General features: G+C 69.9%; 18 protein-coding genes. 5 read left to right on the top strand and 13 right to left on the bottom strand.

Annotated features, from left to right (window positions below):
• Position 1 precedes the first annotated feature (1 nt).
• The gene (locus K1T34_RS36715; RefSeq protein ID WP_220239312.1) at positions 2-916 is read right to left on the bottom strand and encodes an SDR family NAD(P)-dependent oxidoreductase; all 915 of its coding nucleotides are present in this window, start codon (positions 914-916) and stop codon (positions 2-4) included.
• A 78-nt stretch (positions 917-994) separates the two neighbouring features.
• Between K1T34_RS36715 and K1T34_RS36710 the strand changes: the two genes are divergently transcribed.
• Both K1T34_RS36710 and K1T34_RS36705 read left to right on the top strand, forming a co-directional pair.
• Positions 995-1,579, top strand: a complete 585-nt coding sequence (locus tag K1T34_RS36710; RefSeq protein WP_220239311.1) for a TetR/AcrR family transcriptional regulator — start codon at positions 995-997, stop codon at positions 1,577-1,579.
• 156 nt (positions 1,580-1,735) lie between these two features.
• Positions 1,736-2,167 (top strand): DoxX family protein, encoded by a 432-nt coding sequence (locus K1T34_RS36705; RefSeq protein ID WP_220239310.1) that lies wholly within the window; start codon positions 1,736-1,738, stop codon positions 2,165-2,167.
• A 37-nt stretch (positions 2,168-2,204) separates the two neighbouring features.
• Here the strand turns inward: K1T34_RS36705 and groL are convergent, their stop codons facing one another.
• From groL to K1T34_RS36660, 9 genes are all read right to left on the bottom strand, one after another.
• Positions 2,205-3,896, bottom strand: coding sequence for a chaperonin GroEL (groL, locus tag K1T34_RS36700; RefSeq protein WP_220239309.1), 1,692 nt, complete (start codon positions 3,894-3,896; stop codon positions 2,205-2,207).
• 32 nt (positions 3,897-3,928) lie between these two features.
• On the bottom strand, positions 3,929-4,954 hold the full coding sequence (locus K1T34_RS36695) for an NAD(P)-dependent alcohol dehydrogenase (RefSeq protein ID WP_220239308.1): 1,026 nt from the start codon (positions 4,952-4,954) through the stop codon (positions 3,929-3,931).
• Entirely contained in the window at positions 4,951-5,700 is a 750-nt protein-coding gene (locus K1T34_RS36690; protein ID WP_220239307.1) for an iron-sulfur cluster assembly protein, read from the bottom strand. Before K1T34_RS36690 ends, K1T34_RS36695 begins: the two co-directional genes overlap by 4 nt.
• On the bottom strand, positions 5,697-6,734 hold the full coding sequence (locus tag K1T34_RS36685) for an amidohydrolase family protein (RefSeq protein WP_220239306.1): 1,038 nt from the start codon (positions 6,732-6,734) through the stop codon (positions 5,697-5,699). The genes K1T34_RS36690 and K1T34_RS36685 overlap by 4 nt, the downstream gene beginning before the upstream one ends.
• 60 nt (positions 6,735-6,794) lie before the next feature.
• The gene (mimD, locus tag K1T34_RS36680) at positions 6,795-7,166 is read right to left on the bottom strand and encodes a propane 2-monooxygenase effector subunit MimD (RefSeq protein WP_220239305.1); all 372 of its coding nucleotides are present in this window, start codon (positions 7,164-7,166) and stop codon (positions 6,795-6,797) included.
• Positions 7,163-8,332, bottom strand: coding sequence for a toluene hydroxylase (locus K1T34_RS36675; protein ID WP_220239304.1), 1,170 nt, complete (start codon positions 8,330-8,332; stop codon positions 7,163-7,165). The genes mimD and K1T34_RS36675 overlap by 4 nt, the downstream gene beginning before the upstream one ends.
• A gap of 60 nt (positions 8,333-8,392) precedes the next feature.
• Positions 8,393-9,442 carry an NADH:ubiquinone reductase (Na(+)-transporting) subunit F gene (locus K1T34_RS36670; protein ID WP_220239303.1) on the bottom strand — a complete coding sequence of 350 codons (1,050 nt, stop codon included), beginning with the start codon at positions 9,440-9,442 and terminating at the stop codon, positions 8,393-8,395.
• Positions 9,443-9,557: 115 nt separating this feature from the next.
• Positions 9,558-11,210, bottom strand: coding sequence for a methane monooxygenase (locus tag K1T34_RS36665; protein WP_220239302.1), 1,653 nt, complete (start codon positions 11,208-11,210; stop codon positions 9,558-9,560).
• Positions 11,211-11,374: 164 nt separating this feature from the next.
• Positions 11,375-11,614, bottom strand: a complete 240-nt coding sequence (locus K1T34_RS36660) for a hypothetical protein (RefSeq protein ID WP_220239301.1) — start codon at positions 11,612-11,614, stop codon at positions 11,375-11,377.
• Between the two features lie 160 nt (positions 11,615-11,774).
• On the opposite strand from K1T34_RS36660, the gene K1T34_RS36655 reads away from it, so the two are divergent.
• Together K1T34_RS36655 and K1T34_RS36650 are read left to right on the top strand one after the other, a co-directional pair.
• Positions 11,775-13,610 (top strand): sigma-54-dependent Fis family transcriptional regulator, encoded by a 1,836-nt coding sequence (locus K1T34_RS36655; RefSeq protein WP_255637810.1) that lies wholly within the window; start codon positions 11,775-11,777, stop codon positions 13,608-13,610.
• 40 nt (positions 13,611-13,650) lie between these two features.
• Entirely contained in the window at positions 13,651-14,454 is an 804-nt protein-coding gene (locus tag K1T34_RS36650; protein WP_255637809.1) for a triacylglycerol lipase, read from the top strand.
• Positions 14,455-14,460: 6 nt separating this feature from the next.
• Here K1T34_RS36650 and K1T34_RS36645 read toward each other — a convergent pair whose 3' ends face one another.
• From K1T34_RS36645 to K1T34_RS36635, 3 genes are read right to left on the bottom strand one after another with little or no spacing between them, the layout of a single operon-like run.
• Positions 14,461-15,294, bottom strand: coding sequence for an ABC transporter permease (locus tag K1T34_RS36645; RefSeq protein ID WP_220239299.1), 834 nt, complete (start codon positions 15,292-15,294; stop codon positions 14,461-14,463).
• Positions 15,291-16,202 (bottom strand): ABC transporter ATP-binding protein, encoded by a 912-nt coding sequence (locus K1T34_RS36640; protein WP_220239298.1) that lies wholly within the window; start codon positions 16,200-16,202, stop codon positions 15,291-15,293. Before K1T34_RS36640 ends, K1T34_RS36645 begins: the two co-directional genes overlap by 4 nt.
• On the bottom strand, positions 16,199-17,326 hold the full coding sequence (locus tag K1T34_RS36635; RefSeq protein ID WP_220247591.1) for a hypothetical protein: 1,128 nt from the start codon (positions 17,324-17,326) through the stop codon (positions 16,199-16,201). Before K1T34_RS36635 ends, K1T34_RS36640 begins: the two co-directional genes overlap by 4 nt.
• Before the next feature lie 100 nt (positions 17,327-17,426).
• Between K1T34_RS36635 and K1T34_RS36630 the strand changes: the two genes are divergently transcribed.
• Positions 17,427-18,560 (top strand): alkaline phosphatase family protein, encoded by a 1,134-nt coding sequence (locus tag K1T34_RS36630; RefSeq protein ID WP_220239297.1) that lies wholly within the window; start codon positions 17,427-17,429, stop codon positions 18,558-18,560.
• Positions 18,561-18,562: the final 2 nt, after the last annotated feature.

Raw genomic sequence — 18,562 nt, 5'->3', positions numbered from 1 at the left:
GTCACCGAGGTTCGGTGACCGGCGCGGTCACGAACTCCGGGTCCACGCCCGTGAGTTCCGCGCTCAGGTCCCACAGCCGACGGCCGGTCGCGGAGTCGGCGAGCGGTCCCTTCGGAGTTTCGAGGCGCGGTTTTCCACGCAGGCCGAAGAACCGCGGGCCCCACAGCTGTCCATTGCGGACAGACGGGGCGAGCGCCGCGTGCACGGACGGCCGGGCGCCCGCGTGTTTTCCTTGCAGCAGCACGCCGGCGGGCACCGCGCGGAGCAGCTGCCCGGTGGTGCGTGAGTGCACCGGCGGCCGCGAGGGAGTCAGGGCGTTCAGGGCGCCACCGGGGTGGACCACAACGCTGAGGGCAGCGCTGTCCGCCTCCTCGAGCCGGCGGGCGAGCTCGAAGCCGAACAGCATCTGAGCGAGCTTGGCGCGCTCGTAGGCCTGCTTCGGCGCGAAGGCGCGGGTGCTCTGCAGGTCGTCGAAGTCGAGGTGAGCGGAGCGGGCCGTGAAGCTGCCCGTGGTCACCACGCGGCCGGCCGGCAACCGGGGCCACAGCAGGGCTGTGAGGGCGAAGTGGCCGAGGTGGTTGGTGCCGAACATCAGCTCGTGGCCGGCCGGGGTCTCTCGCCGCTCGGGACCTTCGAGGAGCACCCCCGCGTTGAGGACGACCACGTCGAGCCGGGGCGCGTCCAGCGCGTCGACCGAGGCTTTCAGCGAGGCCAGGTCGGCGAGGTCGAGGCGCACGGAGGTGACCCGAGCGCCGGGCACTCGCGCCTGGATCGCCCCGATCGCGGAGGCGGCCTTCGCGGGGTCGCGGCTGCCGAGCACCACGGCGGCGCCGGCCGCGGCGAGCTGCTCGGCGACGAAGTAGCCGATGCCGGCGTTACCGCCGGTCACCAGCGCGATCGTGGACTGGTTCGCCATGGTGCGCACTCATTTCTGTAGTCACTCTGATTACAGAGTACCTACAATTCCAGAATAACTTCAGCTATCATGAGCCTCATGCCCGCCACCCCCGGCCGACGCGAACGCAAGAAGGCCCGCACCCGCCAGGCACTCGACGAAGCCGCCCTGCGCCTGTTCCTCGAGCACGGCTACGACCACGTCACCGTCGCGCAGATCGCCGAGGAGGCCGACGTCTCCGTCGCCACGCTGTTCGCCCACGTGCCCGACGGCAAGGAAGCCCTGATCTTCGACGACGGCACCGAGCGCCGCGAAGGTCTCGTCGCCGCTGTGCGCGAGCGGGAAGCCGGCGAACCCGTCCTCGCTGCCCTGCGCCGGTACTTCGCGAACCGCGGGCCGTTCGCCGCCGAACTGCCGCCCGAGTACGAACGCAAGCGCACACTGATCGTCACCACGCCGGCCCTGCGCGGGTACGCGCGCAAGCTCTGGATCGCGAGCGAAGACGCGCTGACCGAAGCGATCGCCGAGGCGAGCGAGGTGCCCGCGACCGACATGGCGGCGAGGGCGCTGGCCCGCTACGTGCTGGAGATCCCCGACCTCACCGGTACCGAGCCCGACCCCGTCGCCGCGATGCACGCCGTGTTCGATCTCCTCGAGCCCGGCTGGCCACCGCGGCCCGTCTGAGCACCCCGAACGCGCGAGGCCCCACTTTCGCAGGTACCGCGTCGGACGTCACAGCCGGTATACCTGGTCCCACGCACCGATAGGTCTGGACCATTACGGCAGCCGACCGGGGTGTCGGCCCGGCCGCGCCCCGGCACCGTCCTTTGTGGAGGTACCATGCACCGGCTGGACGCGATCCGCGACCACGCGATCGGACTTTTCCGCATCGTCGTGGGGTTCCTCTTCGCCTGCCACGGCGTGAAAACCCTCTTCGGCCTCCTCGGCGCCCACGCCCCCGCGCAGGTCGGCTCGTGGCCCGGCTGGTGGGCGGCGCTCATCCAGCTCGTGGCGGGCACGCTGGTGTTCCTCGGCATCGGCACCCGCGCGGCCGCGCTGATCGGCTCCGGGTCGATGGCCTTCGCCTACTTCACCGTCCACGCGCCGAACGACGTGCTGCCGATCCAGAACGGCGGCGAGCAGGCCGCGCTGTTCTGCTGGACGTTGCTGGTGCTCGCGTTCACCGGACCCGGCCGGTTCGCGCTCACCGGGGCACTCGCGGCTTTCCGTGCCACTCAACGGGAAGACCCCCGCGCACCCGTACGGGGGTGAGGTGCGCGGGGGTCAAGTTACCCGGATCAAAAGCGGATCAGCCGACCGACGGCCCCATCCCGAGCGACTGCGGAGTGCTCGCGTCGGGTGAGGGCTGGTGCAGGCCTTCGTCGAGCGGCCCGAACTCGGTCATCAGCGCCGCGCTGCCGCCCCACGGCGTCTGCTCCTCGGCGATCAGCGAGTTCGTCGTCAGCAGCAGGCCGGCGACCGAAGCGCCGTTCTGCAGCGCCGAACGGCACACCCGCAACGGGTCGATGATGCCGAGCTCGACGAGGTCGCCGAAGCGCCCGACCAGCGCGTCGAACCCTTCGTCGTCGCCGAGTTTCCGGGTCTGCTCCACGATCTCCTCGGCCGCGTACCCGGCGTTGCTGGCGATCAGCAGCGCCGGTGCGCTCAGCGCGCGCCGCACGATGTCGGCGCCGATGGCGTAGTCGCCTTCGAGGTCGAGTCCGGTCAGCACCTTCTCCGCGTGCAGCAGGGTCGCGCCGCCACCGGCGACCACGCCCTCCGCGATCGCGGCCCGAGTGGCCGAGAGCGCGTCCTCCACGCGGTGCTGCAGCTCCTTGAGCTCGGCCGGCGTCGCCGCGCCGACGCGGATCACCGCGACCTTGCCGGTCAGCGCGCCGATCCGCTCGGTCAGCACGTCGTCGTCGATGCCGAACTGCGCGCGCTCACGCTCGGCCCGCAGCTGGTTCACGCGGAACTCGATCGCTTCGGCGGACCCCGCGCCCCCGACGATCTGGGTCGCGTTCTCCGTCACCCGCACTTGCTTCGCACGGCCGAGGTGCTCCAGCTTCATCGTCTCCAGCGAGAACCCCGAGTGCTTCGACAGCACGGCCCCGCCGACCACGGCCGCCAGGTCCTCCAGCTTGTGCAGCCGGCGGTCGCCGAAGCCGGGCGCGCGGATCGCGACGGCCTGGAACGTGCGGTTCACGTGGTTGTGCACGAGCATCGACAGCGCCGTGCCCTCCACGTTCTCCGCGATCAGCACGAGCGGGCGCGGGTTGCGCATCACCTTGTCCAGCACCGGCATCAGCTGCTGCACGTTGCTGATCTTCTCGCTGCACATGAGGATGTACGGGTCGTCGAGCACCGCTTCCAGGCGCCCGGGATCCGTGACGAGGTACGGCGAGAGGTAACCGTTGTCGAACTCGAAGCCCTCCACGAACTCCACCGACATGCCGATGCGCGGCGACTCCTCGATCGTGACGACGCCGCTCTCCCCCACCGTGTGCAGCGCCTTGGCGATCACCGAGCCGACGGCCCCGTCGTCGTTGGCGGAGATCGCCGCGACCCGCGCGTAGTCCTCTTCGGACTTCACCGGGTGCGCCATCGTCTCCAGGTGCTCGACGAGCCGGCCCACCGCCGCGTCGATGCCGCGCTTGACGAGCACGGGGTTGCCGCCGTGGGCGATCGCCTGCATGCCCTCGCCGATGATCGCCTGCGCGAGCACGGTCGCGGTCGTGGTGCCGTCGCCCACCACGTCGTTGGTCTTGATCGCCGCTTCCTTCACCAGCTGCGCGCCCATGTTCTCGAACTGGTTGCGCAAGTGGACTTCGCGCGCGATGGTCACGCCGTCGTTGGTGACCACGGGCGAACCGGTGATCTTCTCGATGATCACGTTGCGCCCCTTGGGGCCCAGCGTCGACTTCACGGCCTCCGCGAGTTTGTCCACCCCCGCCACCAGCAGGTCGCGGGCTTCCGAGCCGAAGCGAAGTTCCTTGGCCATGCTGCTCCTCCTGTGTGATGGGACTGGATCGGCTAGGGGACGAGAATGGCGCGGCCCCGGACGCGGCCGGCGTCGAGATCGGCCAGCGCGTCGAGTGCCGCGTCGAGCGGGTACTGCCTGGTGTGCAAGGTGACCTTGCCCGCCTGCGCGAGCACCATCAGCTCCACGAGGTCGTTGTAGGTGCCCACCAGATTGCCCACGATGTTGCGTTCCGTGGAGATGATGTCGATCGTCGGCACGTCGATGTTGCTGCCGTACCCGATCACGAAGTGCGAACCGGCGCGGCGTGTCATGGCGAACGCTTCCTGCTGCGCGCCCTGCTCGGCGACGAAGTCCAGCACCACCTCGGCACCGTGGCCGCCAGTGAGGTCGAGGACCGCGTCGACGTGGGTGCCGTCGGCGACCACGGTGTGGTCGGCCCCGAGCTCCGCGGCGAGCTTGAGCGCCTCGACATTGCGGTCCACGACCACCACGGTCGTCGCGGTGAGCGCCCGCAGTGACTGGATGCCGATGTGCCCGAGCCCGCCCGCGCCGTTGACGACGCACACCGTGCCCGGTGGCAGCAGCGGCACCGCCTTGCGCACGGCGTGGTAGGCGGTGATGCCGGCGTCGGCCAGCGCCGCGACGTCCTCGGGGCGCGTGTCCGGGTCGAGCTTGATGCACGCCCGCGCCGAGGTGAGCAGGTACTCGGCCATCCCGCCGTCGGAGTCGATGCCGGGGAAGGCGTTGTTCTCGCAGTGCATGTCATTGCCGGCGCGGCAGGCGTGGCACAGCCCGCACGTCGGCGTCGGGTGCAGGATCACGGTGTCGCCGACGGCCACGTTGGTCACGGCGGAGCCGACCTCGTGCACCCAGCCCGCGTTCTCGTGCCCGATCGTGTAAGGCAGCGCGACGCCGGATTTCGCGGCCCACTGCTCCTCGATGATGTGCAGGTCCGTGCGGCACACGCCGGCCCCGCCGATCTTCACCACCACGTCGAGCGGCCCGGTGACCTTCGGCTCCGGCACCTGCTCGATCACGGGCTGCTGGTGGTACGCGTGCAACCGGACCGCCTTCATGGCGTCTCCTCCGTATCGGGGTTGTCGGTGGCCTCCGGGTAACGGGCGCGCAGCATCCCGCGGCACACCCCCGAGTTGGCGTCCTGGCTCACGCGCGTGAGCCGTGCGAGGCCGAGGTGCCGGTGCAGCTCGTCCGCCGTCACGGCCTCGCCGGTGCCCGGGTCGAGCACGAGCGGGTCCGCGTCGCCGCCGGGCAGGCCCAGCTCACGGCGGCGTTCCCGCAGCCGCTCGCGGTCCGGCGTCGGCGGTGCGTCGGCGAGCGTCAGGTCCGCCAGGCGTTCCCGGGCCACGCCGCCGGACACCACCGACCGGCACACGCGGTCGGTGCCGGCGAGCACGGCCTTGCGCAGGAAGTCTGCGCGCAGCCCGTCGAGCTCGTCCGCCGCCTCGTCGCCGAAGGAGCCGACGAAACCGGCCCGCGCCGCCACCCCCTTGTTGATCACGTCGGCGGCGAAGTGATCCTTCAACTTCACCACGGCCCTGGTGACACCCGGCACCGCCGACACGGCGTCGTAGGAGTCGGCCACCATCAGGAACGCGAAGTTCGGTGCGCAGAAGTACGTCGGCAGGCACAGCTCGACGACCGCCTCCCCACCCGGGTCCACCGTGGAACTCGCCACGAAACCCAGGTCGGTCAGCGGCCGGTCGAGCTCGGGATCGCGCACGGTCCCCAGCGCCGACCAGACCGCCGCGGTGATCGCGGCGGTCTGGTCGGTGCGCGCGCCGGCGGTTCCGGCCGAGGTCACGGTGACGGGACCCCGACGGCTTCGACGGTCTTGGGCGCTTCGATCCCGAGCCCCTCGGGCACGTCGATGCCGTAGAGGCGGGCCGCGTTGAGCCCGAGGATCTTCTTCTTGGTCTCGACCGTGAGCTTCCCGTAGTCGGAGAACTCCTCGCCGTCGGGCATCTGCCAGTCGACGAAACCCTCGACCTGCCACTTGGGTTCCCAGATGGCGTAGTCGGCGCCGAAGAGCATCTTGTCCTCACCGACCCAGAACAGCAGCTCTCCCATCACCTTCGCGAAGAACCGCGGCCGCGCATGCATGAGCCCGCCGATGACCACCGACAGGCCGGCGTAGACGTTGGGCTCCTGCGTGGCCATGAAGCAGAAGTCCTCGATCCGCGGCAGCCCCACGTGCTCGACGATGAAGTTGAGCTCCGGGAAGTTCGTGGCCGCGTAGTCCACGTCCTTGACGTCGAATGCGTCCTTGTCGAGCGGCCAGATCGTCGGTCCCTTGTGGACGTGGATGTTCTTCACGCCCAGTTCCTGGCACTTCTCCAGGTAGTACGCGGCCTCCGGGTCCCGCAGGCTCCAGCCGCGCGAGTCACCGTGCCACTCGGCGGTGTAGAGCTTCGCGCCCTTACAGCCGTAGCGCTTCACGCGCTCTTCGAGCGCCCTCAGCCCCGGATCGCCGTCCCGCGGGTCCCAGTTCGTGTTCACGATGAACCGGCCTGGGTACTTCTCGGCCAGCGCGGCATTGGCCTCCGTCGTGTTGAAACCCTCCTTGTACCACTGCCGGAGGCTGGTGGGCTGGAAGATGGCGATGTCCACGTGACCCGCGTCGAACAGGTCGTGCATCATCGTTTCTTCGTCGTACTTCTGGAACTTTTCGATCGGCCAGTGTGTTTCCGCCGGACCAAGGCTCTGGTATGCGTGAAAGCACTCGATCCAGCCCTTGGCGTACTCCTCCTGACCCGAAACCCAGTTGGCGGGGCTGGCATCCCAGAAGTGGGTGTGGCTGTCGACCACGAAGTACTTCTCGCCGTCCTTTTCGTACACGGTGCTCCTCCCGGACTGAATCGAGTGCTTCTCCGACCGGTCCTGCTGCGACCGGTGCTGTTACGAGCGTGCCACGAGGTCGAAGTCGAGGTACTCGGCCGCGTCCTCGGGGTTGGCGAACATGATGGTGCGGTCGTCGAGGTGGACCATGCGCCCGTAGTGGGTGGACATGTTCTCCTCGAATTCCGCCGAGTTGAACCAGCCCTCCTCCTCGCCCGCCGCCTCGTCGATCTCGGAGTAGACGACGTCCATGCGGCCGTCGGCATCCACGCGGATCATCGAGGGCAGCGGCGTGATGGTCACGTTTTTCTTGCCACCCATGACCTCGGCCACGATGACGCCGACCTGGTTGTTCATCAGGGTGAACCCGCACCGGTTCGAGGCGGTGTTGTTGGACTTGTACGGGCTTTCCGCCGTTTTGAAGAGAGTCACTGGCTCAGCTCCTTCGGTGCCTGCAGACCCAGGTCGGACAGGATGCCGCCGAAGCGGCTCTTGGCGCGGTCGAGGCTGTCTTCGAACCGCATGGGCTTCGCGTCGGGCTGCGACCACAGCGGCTGCAGCGTCCGCGCGGCCAAGATGCACTTCGGCACCCATGCGGACAGCCACTGCTGCATGAGCTGCCGGTTGTGGTCGGCGAATTCCTTGTCGTTGACCAACAGGTCGAACATCGCCTTCGTGTAGCGCAGGTCGCGCTCGGAGTAGTCGAACTCCTCGGCACCGATCAGGGTCGGCGTCACGAAGTCGCCGTTGGCGGGTGCCGCCTGCTGCACCAGCCGACTGCGGAAGAGCTCACCGATCAGAGGCTCGAACACGATGTTCGCGGCGAAGATCGCCTCGCACCAGTCCCAGATCTCGGTGAGCGCCTCGGCCGTCTCCCGTACGCCCTGCCACGCCGGGTCCTCGTTCCACGTCGTCAGGTGCGCGGTGCCGTCGAACGCGTCGATCTCTTCGGACAGCGTGAGGTTGTACAGCGCCAGGTCCTGCGCCGCGCGGATGCGGTGCATGCTGTTCACGGAGATGGCGTTGTTGTGCATGTTGGTCGGCGCCCGCCGGTTGGCGTTGGCGTACAGGTACAGCCCCAGGCCTTGGTCCACGTGCATCCACGCACCGATGTGGTGCGAGACGAAGGTGACCCAGTTGGGGTTCCACTGCTCGAACGCCTTCGACTGGCGGGCCGCGTCGATGTTCTGGTTCAGCTGCCGAACCACGTTCGCGTTGTAACGGTAGAGCGTGAGCTCCCACTCCTCGTTGGGGTCGCGGAACTCGTGCCAGCCGAGCGCGGGCCACGGGTAGCCCTGGCCACCCGAACCGGGGCTGCGCACGGGCTCGGGCCGATCCGAGCCCCACGCCTTGAGCGCGGTCCACTCGAGCGGGTAGCCGCCGTTGCCGTCGGCGAAGCCGTACAGCCAGCCCTGGCTCAGGTAGTGCCGCGGGTCGGGCTGTACCTCGACGGTGACGTCCTCGTAGTGGCTCTGCTTGCGCTTCTTCGGGGTGAAGTAGTTGAAGTGCCGCTCCGTCGAGTCCGGGAAGTCCCGGGCGCCCGCCTCAGCATCGGTGAAGACGGGCTTGGGGACGCTGCGTTCTGCCGTTGATGTCATCGGTTTTCATCCTTCGCGTCGGGCACTGGCCTCGTCGTTACCTCGGTGTCTCAGCCGGACTCACGTCTCATCCGCGTCGCCGGTCGTGGTGAACTTGTCGTAGAAGATCCGCTTCTCCGGCACACCGAGCGCCGGCAGCAGTTCCAGGGCCGCCTCCACCATGGGCGGCGGCCCGCACACGTAGACGTCGGTGCGGCCCAGGTCGGTCTCGAGCCGCCGCACCACATCGGTGATCAAGCCCGTCTCGCCATCCCACTCCTCGTCTTCGTCGGGCTCGGACAGGGCCGGCACGAACCGGAAACCCGGGATCTTGTCCTCGAGAGCCGTCAGCTCGTTCTCGAAGCACAGGTCCCTCTTGCGGCGGGCGCCGTAGTAATAGGTCGCCTTCCGCTCGATGCCGCGTTCGGCCATGGACCGCAGCAACGAGAGGATCGGCGCCATGCCGGCGCCGCCACCGAGGAACACCAGATCCCGCTCGGGTGCGTCCCGCAGGGTGAAGACCCCGAACGGACCCGCCACGTCGAGCCGGTCCCCGATCGAGACCGCGGTGTCCAGGAAGTGCGAGAACAACCCGTCCGGGTAGATCCTGATCACGAACTCCAGCAGGCCGGAATCCCGGCCCGGGGTGTTCGCCATCGAGAACGACCGGGTGGCCTCGTGTCCCGGGACCGCGAAGTCGACGTACTGGCCGGGGAAATACTTGAACGACTCGGCGTCCACGAGCCGGACCACGAGCCGCCGGAGGTCGTGCGTGATCTCATCGAGCGACACCACTTCCGCCACCGCCTCCTGGATCGGCAGTCCGGAGTGGATCATCTCCTCGTCGTAGTTGAGCAGTTCGATCGTCAGGTCCTCGTACGCGTGCGCCCGGCACAGCAGCGTGAAGCCCTCCTCCTTTTCGAAGTCGGGCAACGCGAACGTGGAATACCGGTCGTGGTCGACGTCGTCGCCATCGAGGATGAACGACTTGCAGGAGGCGCACTGGCCCTCCTTGCAACCGTGCATGAGCATGACGCCCTGCTCGGCGGCCGCACGCAGGATGTTCTGGTCCTCGTCGACCTCGATCTCGATGCCGACCGGCTCGAAGCGCACGTGGTGCTTGTTTCCCATTCGCTTCCCTGCCTGAACGCTGGAGCTCGCACGCATCCCGGGTCGCCTCCGTCGGCGACCGGGGCCGCCGCGAAGGCGGCACCCGATCGCCGGTGGAAGCCGGTCGTCCGTCCGATCAGGACGTTGCCCTCGCGGGCCGTCCCGCCGGACCCTGGCGGTTGTAGTCGTCCTGGAACGCGGCCCGCTGCTCGGCGTTCATCTCGTTGAGCAGTACGTTCGGGCTCTGCAGCGGCGGGCACCGGCGCAGGTGGTCCAGTGTCCACATCTTCTTCGGGTCCAGGTCGAGGTGCGGCTGCGCGACCAGGGTCTTGCCGTCGTCCCGGACGAAGCCCATGTCGGACACCACATCGGCCCAGTTCCAGCCGTGGTAGAGCGTCTCCCACTCGCGGGACCCGATGAGCTGGCCCATGTTCGGGGTCTCGCGACCCTGGTACGTGGGCCGGAACGCCTCGACGTCGGTCCACCGGCAGGCTTCGTGGCAGTACGTCCGCCACTGCCCGTCGACCTCCGCCATGACCATGTCCTCACGCACGAGGCACGGGACCATGCAGGTCCAGCACCGGTGCGGGTAGACGTAGTCGACGTCTTCCAGCGCGATCGGGTTGTGCCCGTTCGGCACCGACAGGCGGCTGTAGTTCTCCCACCACTTGCCGTACTTGTCGTACCAGCCCGGGTACTTGTACTCGAACCACTCGAAGTCCTCGTCCGTCATCGGGTCGATGCGCCAGTAGTTGGCGAGCCACCCGGTGGCGAAGAACTGCGCGACTTCGTGCACGTAGCCCTTGTCCCAGATCTGCTTCCACGCTTCTTCGATCAAGTCGTGCGGAATGACCAGACCGTACTTCTCGAGCGGGACGAGATAGCTGCGGTAGTAGTCGTCGTAGATCCACCGGCGCCACATCTCCGCGTAGCTCTCGCGGTCCTTACGGCGGTCCTTCGTGCCGTACTCGATGAAGGTGCCGATGGCCGCGTCGACCACCCGGTGGTTGTTCCACCACGCGTAACGCAGGTCGCGTTCGAGCAGCTGGTGGTTGCTTTCGTCGGAAAGTGCCATCAACAGCGTGGCGTAGCCGTTGCTGATGTGGCGCGATTCGTCGGACTGCACCGAGTGGAAGACCGTCGGCAGCAGGTAATCGCCATTGGCCGCCGCCTCGGCAGGCATCGCGACGAACAGCGTGTTGGTGAACGCCGTCTCGGCCACGATCGTGAGGTAGATGCTCGCCGCGGTGATGGCGTCACCGGTGATGAAGCCCTCGGCGAACTGCCGGCCGATCGTGCCGCAGTAGTCGTTCTGGAAGTTGCGCAGGCTCGAGTTGAAACCCGCCGGGTCGATGTAGTTGTTCATGTACAGGCGCTTCAGGTTCTGCTGGATCGTCGAGTGACGAACCTCGTCGATCATCTGGATCGCCTGGCCGTTGTGCAGTTCCGGGTTCGGCACCGTGCGGAACAGCAGCGGCATGGCCCGCGCCGCGGAGATCTCCGGCAACGGGATGATGGACAGGAACAGCTTCTGCCACTCCAGCCACCGTTCCTGGACCTGCCGGAACATGTTGCCTCGGATGGCGCCGTCCTCGGCCCCGTAAACGCGGTGGTCCTTTTCTTCCTGCATCGGGAAGTAGGAACGAAGCACCTGCTTGAGCGGGTCCTTCTTCTTGGCCTTCTGGAACGTGTAATCGGTCCCGTAGTGCGACACCGGCTGGTGGTACACCGGTTCCCACGACAGCTCCTGGATCTTCTGGTGGGCTTTCGCCACGCTCTGGCGGCTCATGGTCTCTCCTTACCCGTCGCGCCACGACGGCTGCTGGCTCGCCCTGCCCGTACCGCGGTACCCGGTCACCCGGCCGGACCGGGACGTCAAGTCCTGCGAAGACGATTAGGGGGGCGGCCCGCCGAACCGCGAGTCTCAATACGAGACAAGCGGCGGAGATTTTTTCAGCCGTCCTCCATCATCGCGGCCCGCAGCGCGGCCAGCTGAGACTCCTTCTCGTGCTGCAGCCGCACGTCACCCTCGGCCGTGGGCGTGATCCCCAGCGCCCGCAGCAGTTCCGCGGCGGGCTCGCCGGGCGGGCCGCCGGAGCCGAGTGTCGGGTGCAGTCCGATGTCCACGAGGTGGCGGAATACCAGGTCGACAACCGTCCACGGGTTGTACGTTTCCTCGGCTTGTTCATCCATTCGGGTCCTCCTGCGCGCTCGTCCGGACTCCCCCATCAGAACCCCGCGCGCGCGGGGAGCGCGTCTCAAGGTGAGACCCGCGCTGGACACGTGTCCTAAGCTGGGCACGACCCGGTACTGCGACACAAAGATGTGGGCAGCGACAGGAGGTCGAGCCGTGGTGAAGAGTCCACCCGCCCGCCAGGTCGCACCGAACCCGGCCGCGATCCTGCCCGACGAAGACGGTCTGGCCAGGACCCGGATTCGCTTTCTGACGTCGGAAACCATTGAGCCGGACCAAGTCCGCGAGGCGATCCTCGCTTCGTGGTGGCGGTCGCGGCACTTCCGCGTGCCAGCCGATCGCATCGACCTGCCCTACCTCGGCGAGGTCAACCTCGACACTCCCTTGATCCACAGCGCGAAACTCGTCATGCAACGGCTCGGCGACCAGCTGGACGGGCAGCCGATCAGCATGATCCTCGCCGACCCGACCGGGACGGTGCTGAGCCAGCGCTCCGGCGACACCGACCTGCACCGCCACCTCGAACGGGTGGAGCTGGTCCCCGGCTTCAGCTACGGCGAGAAGTTCGTGGGCACCAACGGCATCGGCACCGCGCTGGAGGACGACCAGCCGACGCACGTGTTCGGCCACGAGCACTACGCCGAGCACCTCGAGAACCTCGCGTGCGCGGGCGTGCCGATCCACCACCCGATCTCCGGGAAGATGATCGGCGCCGTCGACCTCACGTGCTGGCGCAAGGACGCGGGCGGGCTGCTGATCGCGCTCGCGCGCAGCACGGCCGAGCAGATCCAGCAAGCGCTGCTGACGCACAGCAACCTGCGCGAGCTGATCCTCTTCCAGTCCTACTTGCAGGCGTGCCGCCGCACGACCGGCATCGTGATGGCGTTCAACGACGACATCGTGATGATGAACGACAGCGCGCGCCAGCTGCTCAACTCCGCCGACCAGTCGATCCTGCTCGGGCACGCCGCGCAGGCGCTGTCGGAGTACCGGCGCAACACCGCGACCGTGACGCTCTCGGGCGGGGGCAAGGTCAAGATGCACTGCCGGCGCGTGCCGGGCCAGCACGAGGACGACGTCGTGGGCGGCGTGCTCTCGGTGAAGCTGATCGTCTCGGAGGCCGAGTCGAGCGGCGTGCCCGTGCCGATGCTGCCGATGTTCCTGCCGGGCCTGGTCGGTTCGACGCCGTCCTGGCTGCGCTGCACGCACGACGTAGACGCCGGCTACAGCCGCGGCGAGTGGCTCGTGCTCGCGGGCGAGCCGGGCACCGGGAAGCTGAGCCTGGCGAAGGGCGTGCACCAGCGGCGCAACCCGACCGGCCGGCTGCACACGCTCGACGCGCGCGACGCGGTGGAGGACGACTGGCTCTGCGACCTTCGGCGCGACCTGATCGACGATCCGGTCGACACGCTCGTGGTGCAGCACCTGGAGTCGCTGAGCGGCGAGAACCTGAAGGCGTTCTCGGCAGTGCTCGAAGAAGTGCGTACCGCGTACGGCGCCAACGCGCCGTGGCTCGCGGTCACCCTCGCCCCGGAGGCCGAGACGACGCCGGACCTGGCCGAGTCGCTGGCGTTCTTCCCGCGCACGGTGACCGTGCCGCCGCTTCGCCGCCACATCGACGACCTGACCGAGCTCGTGCCGTTCTTCCTCGCGAAGCTCTCGCGCGGCAGCCGGCTCTCGTGCTCGCCGACGGCGCTGCACCTGCTGATGCGCGCCGACTGGCCGAGCAACACCGCGCAGCTCTACCAAGTGCTCAAGAAGGTCGCGCAGCACCGGCGGCTCGGCGCGATCCAGCCGAGCGACCTGCCGGCCGAGTACCAGGCCATCGCGAAACGGCCGCTGAAAGGTCTCGAGTCGATCGAGCGCGACGCGATCGTGCGCAGCCTCGAGGAGGCCCACGGCAACAAACCGCGCGCGGCACAGCTGCTCGGCATCTCGCGCGCGACGATCTACCGCAAGATCCACGAGTACGGCATCGTCACGCCCGACCACTGAGTTCACGGAGGTCCCGCACGCCGGGGATCATCATGGAGCCATGCGGTGGCCGGGTGTGCGAGGGCTGAGCCCGCGGCGACGGCTGCTGGTCGCCGGGGTGGCGCTCGCGGTCGTGGCCGCCGGCGTGGTCACGGCGGTGTCCGTCGGCGGGAGTTCCGGCGTACCCCGTGCCGGAAGCCCCGCGCAGGACACACCGGGGCCGGTGCTGCTGGTGCCCGGCTACGGCGGTGGCCGGGACTCGCTCGAACAGCTGGCCGACCGCATCCACCGGGCCACGGGCCGGGACACCGAGGTGCTCACCCTCGCCGGCGACGGGACCGGCGACCTGCTGCAGCAGGTGGACGTGCTGGCGGAAGCCGTCGAACGCGCGTATGCCGGCGGAGCCCCGTCGGTGGACGTGATCGGCTACTCGGCGGGCGGGGTCGTCGCGCGGCTGTGGGTCGCGCGCGAGGGCGGCGAGCACCAGGCGCGGCGCGTGATCACGCTCGGCGCGCCGATGCACGGCACCACACTCGCAACCGCCGGCGGAGTGCTGGCGCCCAGCGCGTGTCCCACGGCCTGCCGCCAGCTCACGCCCGGCAGCGCGCTGCTGCGGCAGCTGCCGCCGATCCCGCCGGGCCTGCCGTGGCTTTCGGTGTGGACGCGGCTGGACCGGACCGTGACCCCGCCGGAGTCGGCGCGCCTCGACGGCGCGGTGAACGTGGCGCTGCAGCAGGTGTGTCCCGCAGACACCGCCGCGCACGGCGACCTGCCGACGGACCCGGCCGTGACCGGTCTCGTGCTGAACGCGATCGGCACCGCGCCGCTGAGCACGCCGGCCTCGTGCGCGGACCTCAGCGAGTGATGCCGGTCAGCTGGTGACGTCCTTGGTGGCGAAGTTCGCCCACGCGGCGCCGAAGAACACCACGATGTAGCCGGCCTGCAGCAGCAGCCCGTGGTCGATGTTGTGCCACAGCACGGGATCGCGGAAGAAGTCGAGCCACGAGAGCCAGTAGTGCGTGGGCAGGTACGGCTTCACCGGCGCGGCCGCGTCGAGCGTTTCCAGCACCGAGCTCGTGATGAGCACGGCCAGCCCGCCGAGCGCGGCGCCGAGCGCCGAGTCCGCGAGCGTCGACAGGAACATCGTGATCGCCGCGAACCCGAGCATCGACAACACGATGTAGGCCACGGCCCCCAGCAACCGCAACGCGAGCGACGACGAGCTCAGCGACGTGCCCGACAACGTCACGACCTGGGCCGCCTGGCCGCCTGCCCCGACCTCGCCGCCCGTGCCGAACAACAGGATCCCGATCACCAGCGACGTGAGGACCACGATCGCGATCGCCGCCGTCACGTACACCGCGAGCGCCACGAGCTTGGCCGTCAGCAGGCGCGTGCGCCCGGCCGGGCGCGCCAGCAGGTACCGCAACGTGCCGCCCGAGGCCTCCCCCGCCACGGAGTCCCCCGCCACCACCGCCACCGCGATCGGCAGGAACAGCGGCAGCACCAACGCGAGCGCGGCCGCCGGGTACAGCGACCCGTCGCTCACCACCGCCGACAGGAACGCCCCGCCCTGCCCCGGCGGCGGCGCGAAGTCCGCGGTCGCCAGGAACACCGCCACGATCGCCGGCAGCAGGCACAACAGCAGCACGCTCACCCACACGCGCGGCCGCAAGGCGAGCTTGCGCAGTTCGACGCCGATCACCGCGTGCCTCCGAAGCGGTCCGAACCGTGGCCCGTCACTTCGAGCACGACCTGTTCCAAAGTGCGGTGCTCCTCCCGCAGGTCGCTCACGCGCACGCCCGCGCTGACGAGGCGGGTGTTGAGTTCCGCGGCGTCGGCGTAGCGGACCACGAGGTGTTCGCCGTCGCGGTGTTCGAGGTGGCCGTCGAGCACGGCGGCGGCCGCGGCGGGGTCCGGGGTGCGCAGGAGGACGCGGCCGGTCGCGGCGCGCAGGGCGGCGACGTCGCCGTCGAGCACCAGGCGGCCGTGGTCGACGATGCCGACGCGGGTGCACAGCTGCTCGATCTCGGCGAGCAGGTGGCTGGAGAGGAACACGGTGGTGCCGTCGCGGTTGAGCTCCAGCAGCAGCTCGCGGATCTCCTTGATGCCCTGCGGGTCGAGGCCGTTGGTGGGCTCGTCGAGCACCAGCAGCCGCGGGCGGTCGAGCAGGGCGCCGGCGAGGCCGAGACGCTGGCGCATGCCCAGCGAGTACGCCTTGACCGGCCGCCGGTCGACGCCGGCGAGCCCCACGCGTTCCAGGGCCTCCTCGATGCGCCGCCGCCGGGTCCGCCTTCCGCGGTGGCGGCCGGCGGCGTCGAGCAGCGCCAGGTTGCGCCGGCCCGACAGGTGCCCGTAGGCGGCCGGGCCTTCGACGAGGGCGCCGACGTCGGGCAGCACGTCGGCGAGCCGCTTCGGCACCGGCTGGCCGAGCACCTCGATCTCACCGCTCGTGGCGTAGACGAGCCCGAGCAGCATCCGCACGAGCGTGGTCTTGCCGGATCCGTTCGGGCCGAGGAAGCCGTAGCGGTCGCCTTCGCGGACCTCCAGGTCGACCGCGTCGACGGCCACGGTCCGGCCGTACCGCTTGGTCAGCCCCCTCGTGACGATCATCGGCCGCTCCGGCGAAGCGTGGCCAGATCGGCCGCGGCCAAGGCCAGCACCGACGGCGCGACCAGCCCGGCGAGCAGGTAACCGCGCCGCGAGCTCGGCGGGCGCACGATCGCGAGCGACAGCGGCGTGACCGACAGCTGCACGGCCGTGCCCCGCGGCAGCGTGATCGCGGTACCGCCCGCCTTGCCGGCCGCGTCCGCCGCGCCGTCGGCGACCGCGCGCGGCACGGCGACCACGGCGAACGTCGCGAGCCCCGAGCCGTAGAGCGCGGCGCCCTGCACGCCACCGAAGTTCGCGGTGCGCACCGGCCGGCCGCCGAGCGTCGGGGGCAGGCGGACGCGGCCCAAAGCGCCCAGCGCGTTCGTCAAATCCGGCGCGTTGGTGGCCGTGAACCCGCTGCCCGGCGCGGGAACCGGGGTGGTCACGACGGGTGCGGTCTGCTCGACGTCCTCGAACTCCGTCGTGAGCATCGGCGCCTGCTGGCCGCGCGCGGTCACCTCGACGCGAAGCGGTAGCCCGCTCTCCGGATCGGCCCACACGTCGACGCCGCCGATCGTCGTCTCCGGATCGGCGGGCACCAGGCGGAACCCGGCGGCCGGGATGCCGGCGACGTTGCGCGGCGGCAGCGCGCTCACCGGATCCGTGGGCGCGGACCGCAGCGCCCACCGTGCCAGCTCCGGCGGCAGCAGGTCACCCGCGCGCGGCAGCCGCACGGCCGGGTCACCCGTCAGCTGGGTCAGCATGTTCGCCCCGTAGTCCCAGGTGTATTCGCCTTCGGGCAGGTGGTAGACGTCGTGCTCCCCCGTCGTGGTCAGCACCGCCACGCGGTAGCGGTCGGGCCCGGCGTACCAGGCACGCGTGGTCGTGGTGGTGGAGAACAGGGCCGACACGTCGGCGAGATCCGGCAGCTCGGGGATCGCCAGCGAGCCCCGGCTTTGCGCCAGCCCCTGGTACGGCTTCCCGGCCGAACTCAGCACCAGGTCGCGCAGGTGCCCGGCGTCGGCGACCGGCCCGGCGGGCCGCAGGGCCGCGACGAGCGACGGCAGCGCCACCAGCGCGATCGCCACGACGGCGACCACCGCCCAGCGAAGACCGCGCTCACGACGCACGACGGACACCGGCATCACCTCTGAGTCCCCTTCCACGGTCCCTTTGTACGCCACGAAACCGCGTCGCCCCGTTTCCGAATCCTTACGCCGCGCCTGTCGCCTTAGGGTGAGGCGCATGGAAGATCTCGCGCAGCGCTACGCCGCGGGCACCCTCGCCGACGTCATCCCCTCGGCGCTCGCCGGGCTCGGCGTCGACGGTGAGCGCAACCCGCTCGGACTGCCCGCCGCCGACCGCGTGTGCGTGCTGCTCGTCGACGGCCTTGGCTGGACCTCGCTCCGAGCGCACGCCGATGCCGCGCCGTTTCTGGCGCAGCTGTCCGCCCGGCCGTTGACGGCCGGCTTCCCCAGCACCACCGCGACCAGCGTCGCATCTCTGGGCACCGGCCTGACGCCGGGCGAGCACGGCGTGGTCGGGTACGCGTTCGAGGCCGGACGCGACGTGCTCAACGTCCTCGGCTGGCGCCGCCACACCGGCGGCAAGCCGATCGACCTGCGCGAGCGCGTTGTGCCGGAGGAGCTGCAGCCGCGCCCGACGGCGTTCGAACGCGCGGCAGGAGCCGGCGTCGCCGTGCGCGTGGTCGGGCCTCGCGACCAGCGCGACAGCGGTCTCACGCGGGCTGCGCTGCGCGGCGGGGAATTCCAGGGCGTGCACGCTCTCGGCGACCTCACCGCGGCCGTCGCCGAAGCGCTGAAACACCCGCGGAGTCTCTGCTACGCCTACCACGCCGACCTCGACCTGCTCGGCCACGTCCACGGCCCCGGCAGCACCCCGTGGCTCTACCAGCTGTCCTACGTCGACCGCCTCGCCGAGACGATCGCGGGCAGCCTCCCGGCCGGCGCGGCGCTGATCGTGACGGCCGACCACGGCATGGTCACCGTCGGCGAGCGCGTCGACTACGACGCCGAACCCGCGCTGCGGGCCGGCGTCCGCACCGTCGGCGGCGAGGCCCGCGCGCGCCACGTCTACACCGTCGAGGGCGCGGCACCCGACGTGCGAGCCGCGTGGCGCGAAACCCTCGGCGACCGCGCGTGGGTGCTGGGCCGCGAAGAGGCTGTCACGGCGGGCTGGTTCGGCCCGCGCGTCGACGGCGCCGTGCTCCCCCGCATCGGCGACGTCGTCGTCGCGGCCCGCGGGACCGCCGCCGTCGTCCGCACCGAAGCCGAGCCGCGGCTGAGCCGCATGACGGGCCAGCACGGCTCGGTGACCGACGAAGAACTGTTGGTACCGCTGGCGATCGCCCGCGCCTGACC

This window comes from Amycolatopsis sp. DSM 110486 (genome assembly GCF_019468465.1).
Classification (GTDB): domain Bacteria; phylum Actinomycetota; class Actinomycetes; order Mycobacteriales; family Pseudonocardiaceae; genus Amycolatopsis.
Note: the sequence above shows the minus strand (reverse complement) of the source record. Positions and strands in the feature narration are given on the sequence as shown.

Excerpts from the sequence above, each read along its gene's own strand:
- K1T34_RS36715 (WP_220239312.1), bottom strand. The coding sequence starts at position 916 with ATGGCGAACCAGTCCACGATCGCGCTGGTGACCGGCGGTAACGCCGGC.
- K1T34_RS36710 (WP_220239311.1), top strand. The coding sequence starts at position 995 with ATGCCCGCCACCCCCGGCCGACGCGAACGCAAGAAGGCCCGCACCCGC.
- K1T34_RS36705 (WP_220239310.1), top strand. The coding sequence starts at position 1,736 with ATGCACCGGCTGGACGCGATCCGCGACCACGCGATCGGACTTTTCCGC.
- groL (WP_220239309.1), bottom strand. The coding sequence starts at position 3,896 with ATGGCCAAGGAACTTCGCTTCGGCTCGGAAGCCCGCGACCTGCTGGTG.
- K1T34_RS36695 (WP_220239308.1), bottom strand. The coding sequence starts at position 4,954 with ATGAAGGCGGTCCGGTTGCACGCGTACCACCAGCAGCCCGTGATCGAG.
- K1T34_RS36675 (WP_220239304.1), bottom strand. The coding sequence starts at position 8,332 with ATGACATCAACGGCAGAACGCAGCGTCCCCAAGCCCGTCTTCACCGAT.
- K1T34_RS36670 (WP_220239303.1), bottom strand. The coding sequence starts at position 9,442 with ATGGGAAACAAGCACCACGTGCGCTTCGAGCCGGTCGGCATCGAGATC.
- K1T34_RS36665 (WP_220239302.1), bottom strand. The coding sequence starts at position 11,210 with ATGAGCCGCCAGAGCGTGGCGAAAGCCCACCAGAAGATCCAGGAGCTG.
- K1T34_RS36660 (WP_220239301.1), bottom strand. The coding sequence starts at position 11,614 with ATGGATGAACAAGCCGAGGAAACGTACAACCCGTGGACGGTTGTCGAC.
- K1T34_RS36650 (WP_255637809.1), top strand. The coding sequence starts at position 13,651 with ATGCGGTGGCCGGGTGTGCGAGGGCTGAGCCCGCGGCGACGGCTGCTG.
- K1T34_RS36640 (WP_220239298.1), bottom strand. The coding sequence starts at position 16,202 with ATGATCGTCACGAGGGGGCTGACCAAGCGGTACGGCCGGACCGTGGCC.
- K1T34_RS36635 (WP_220247591.1), bottom strand. The coding sequence starts at position 17,326 with ATGCCGGTGTCCGTCGTGCGTCGTGAGCGCGGTCTTCGCTGGGCGGTG.
- K1T34_RS36630 (WP_220239297.1), top strand. The coding sequence starts at position 17,427 with ATGGAAGATCTCGCGCAGCGCTACGCCGCGGGCACCCTCGCCGACGTC.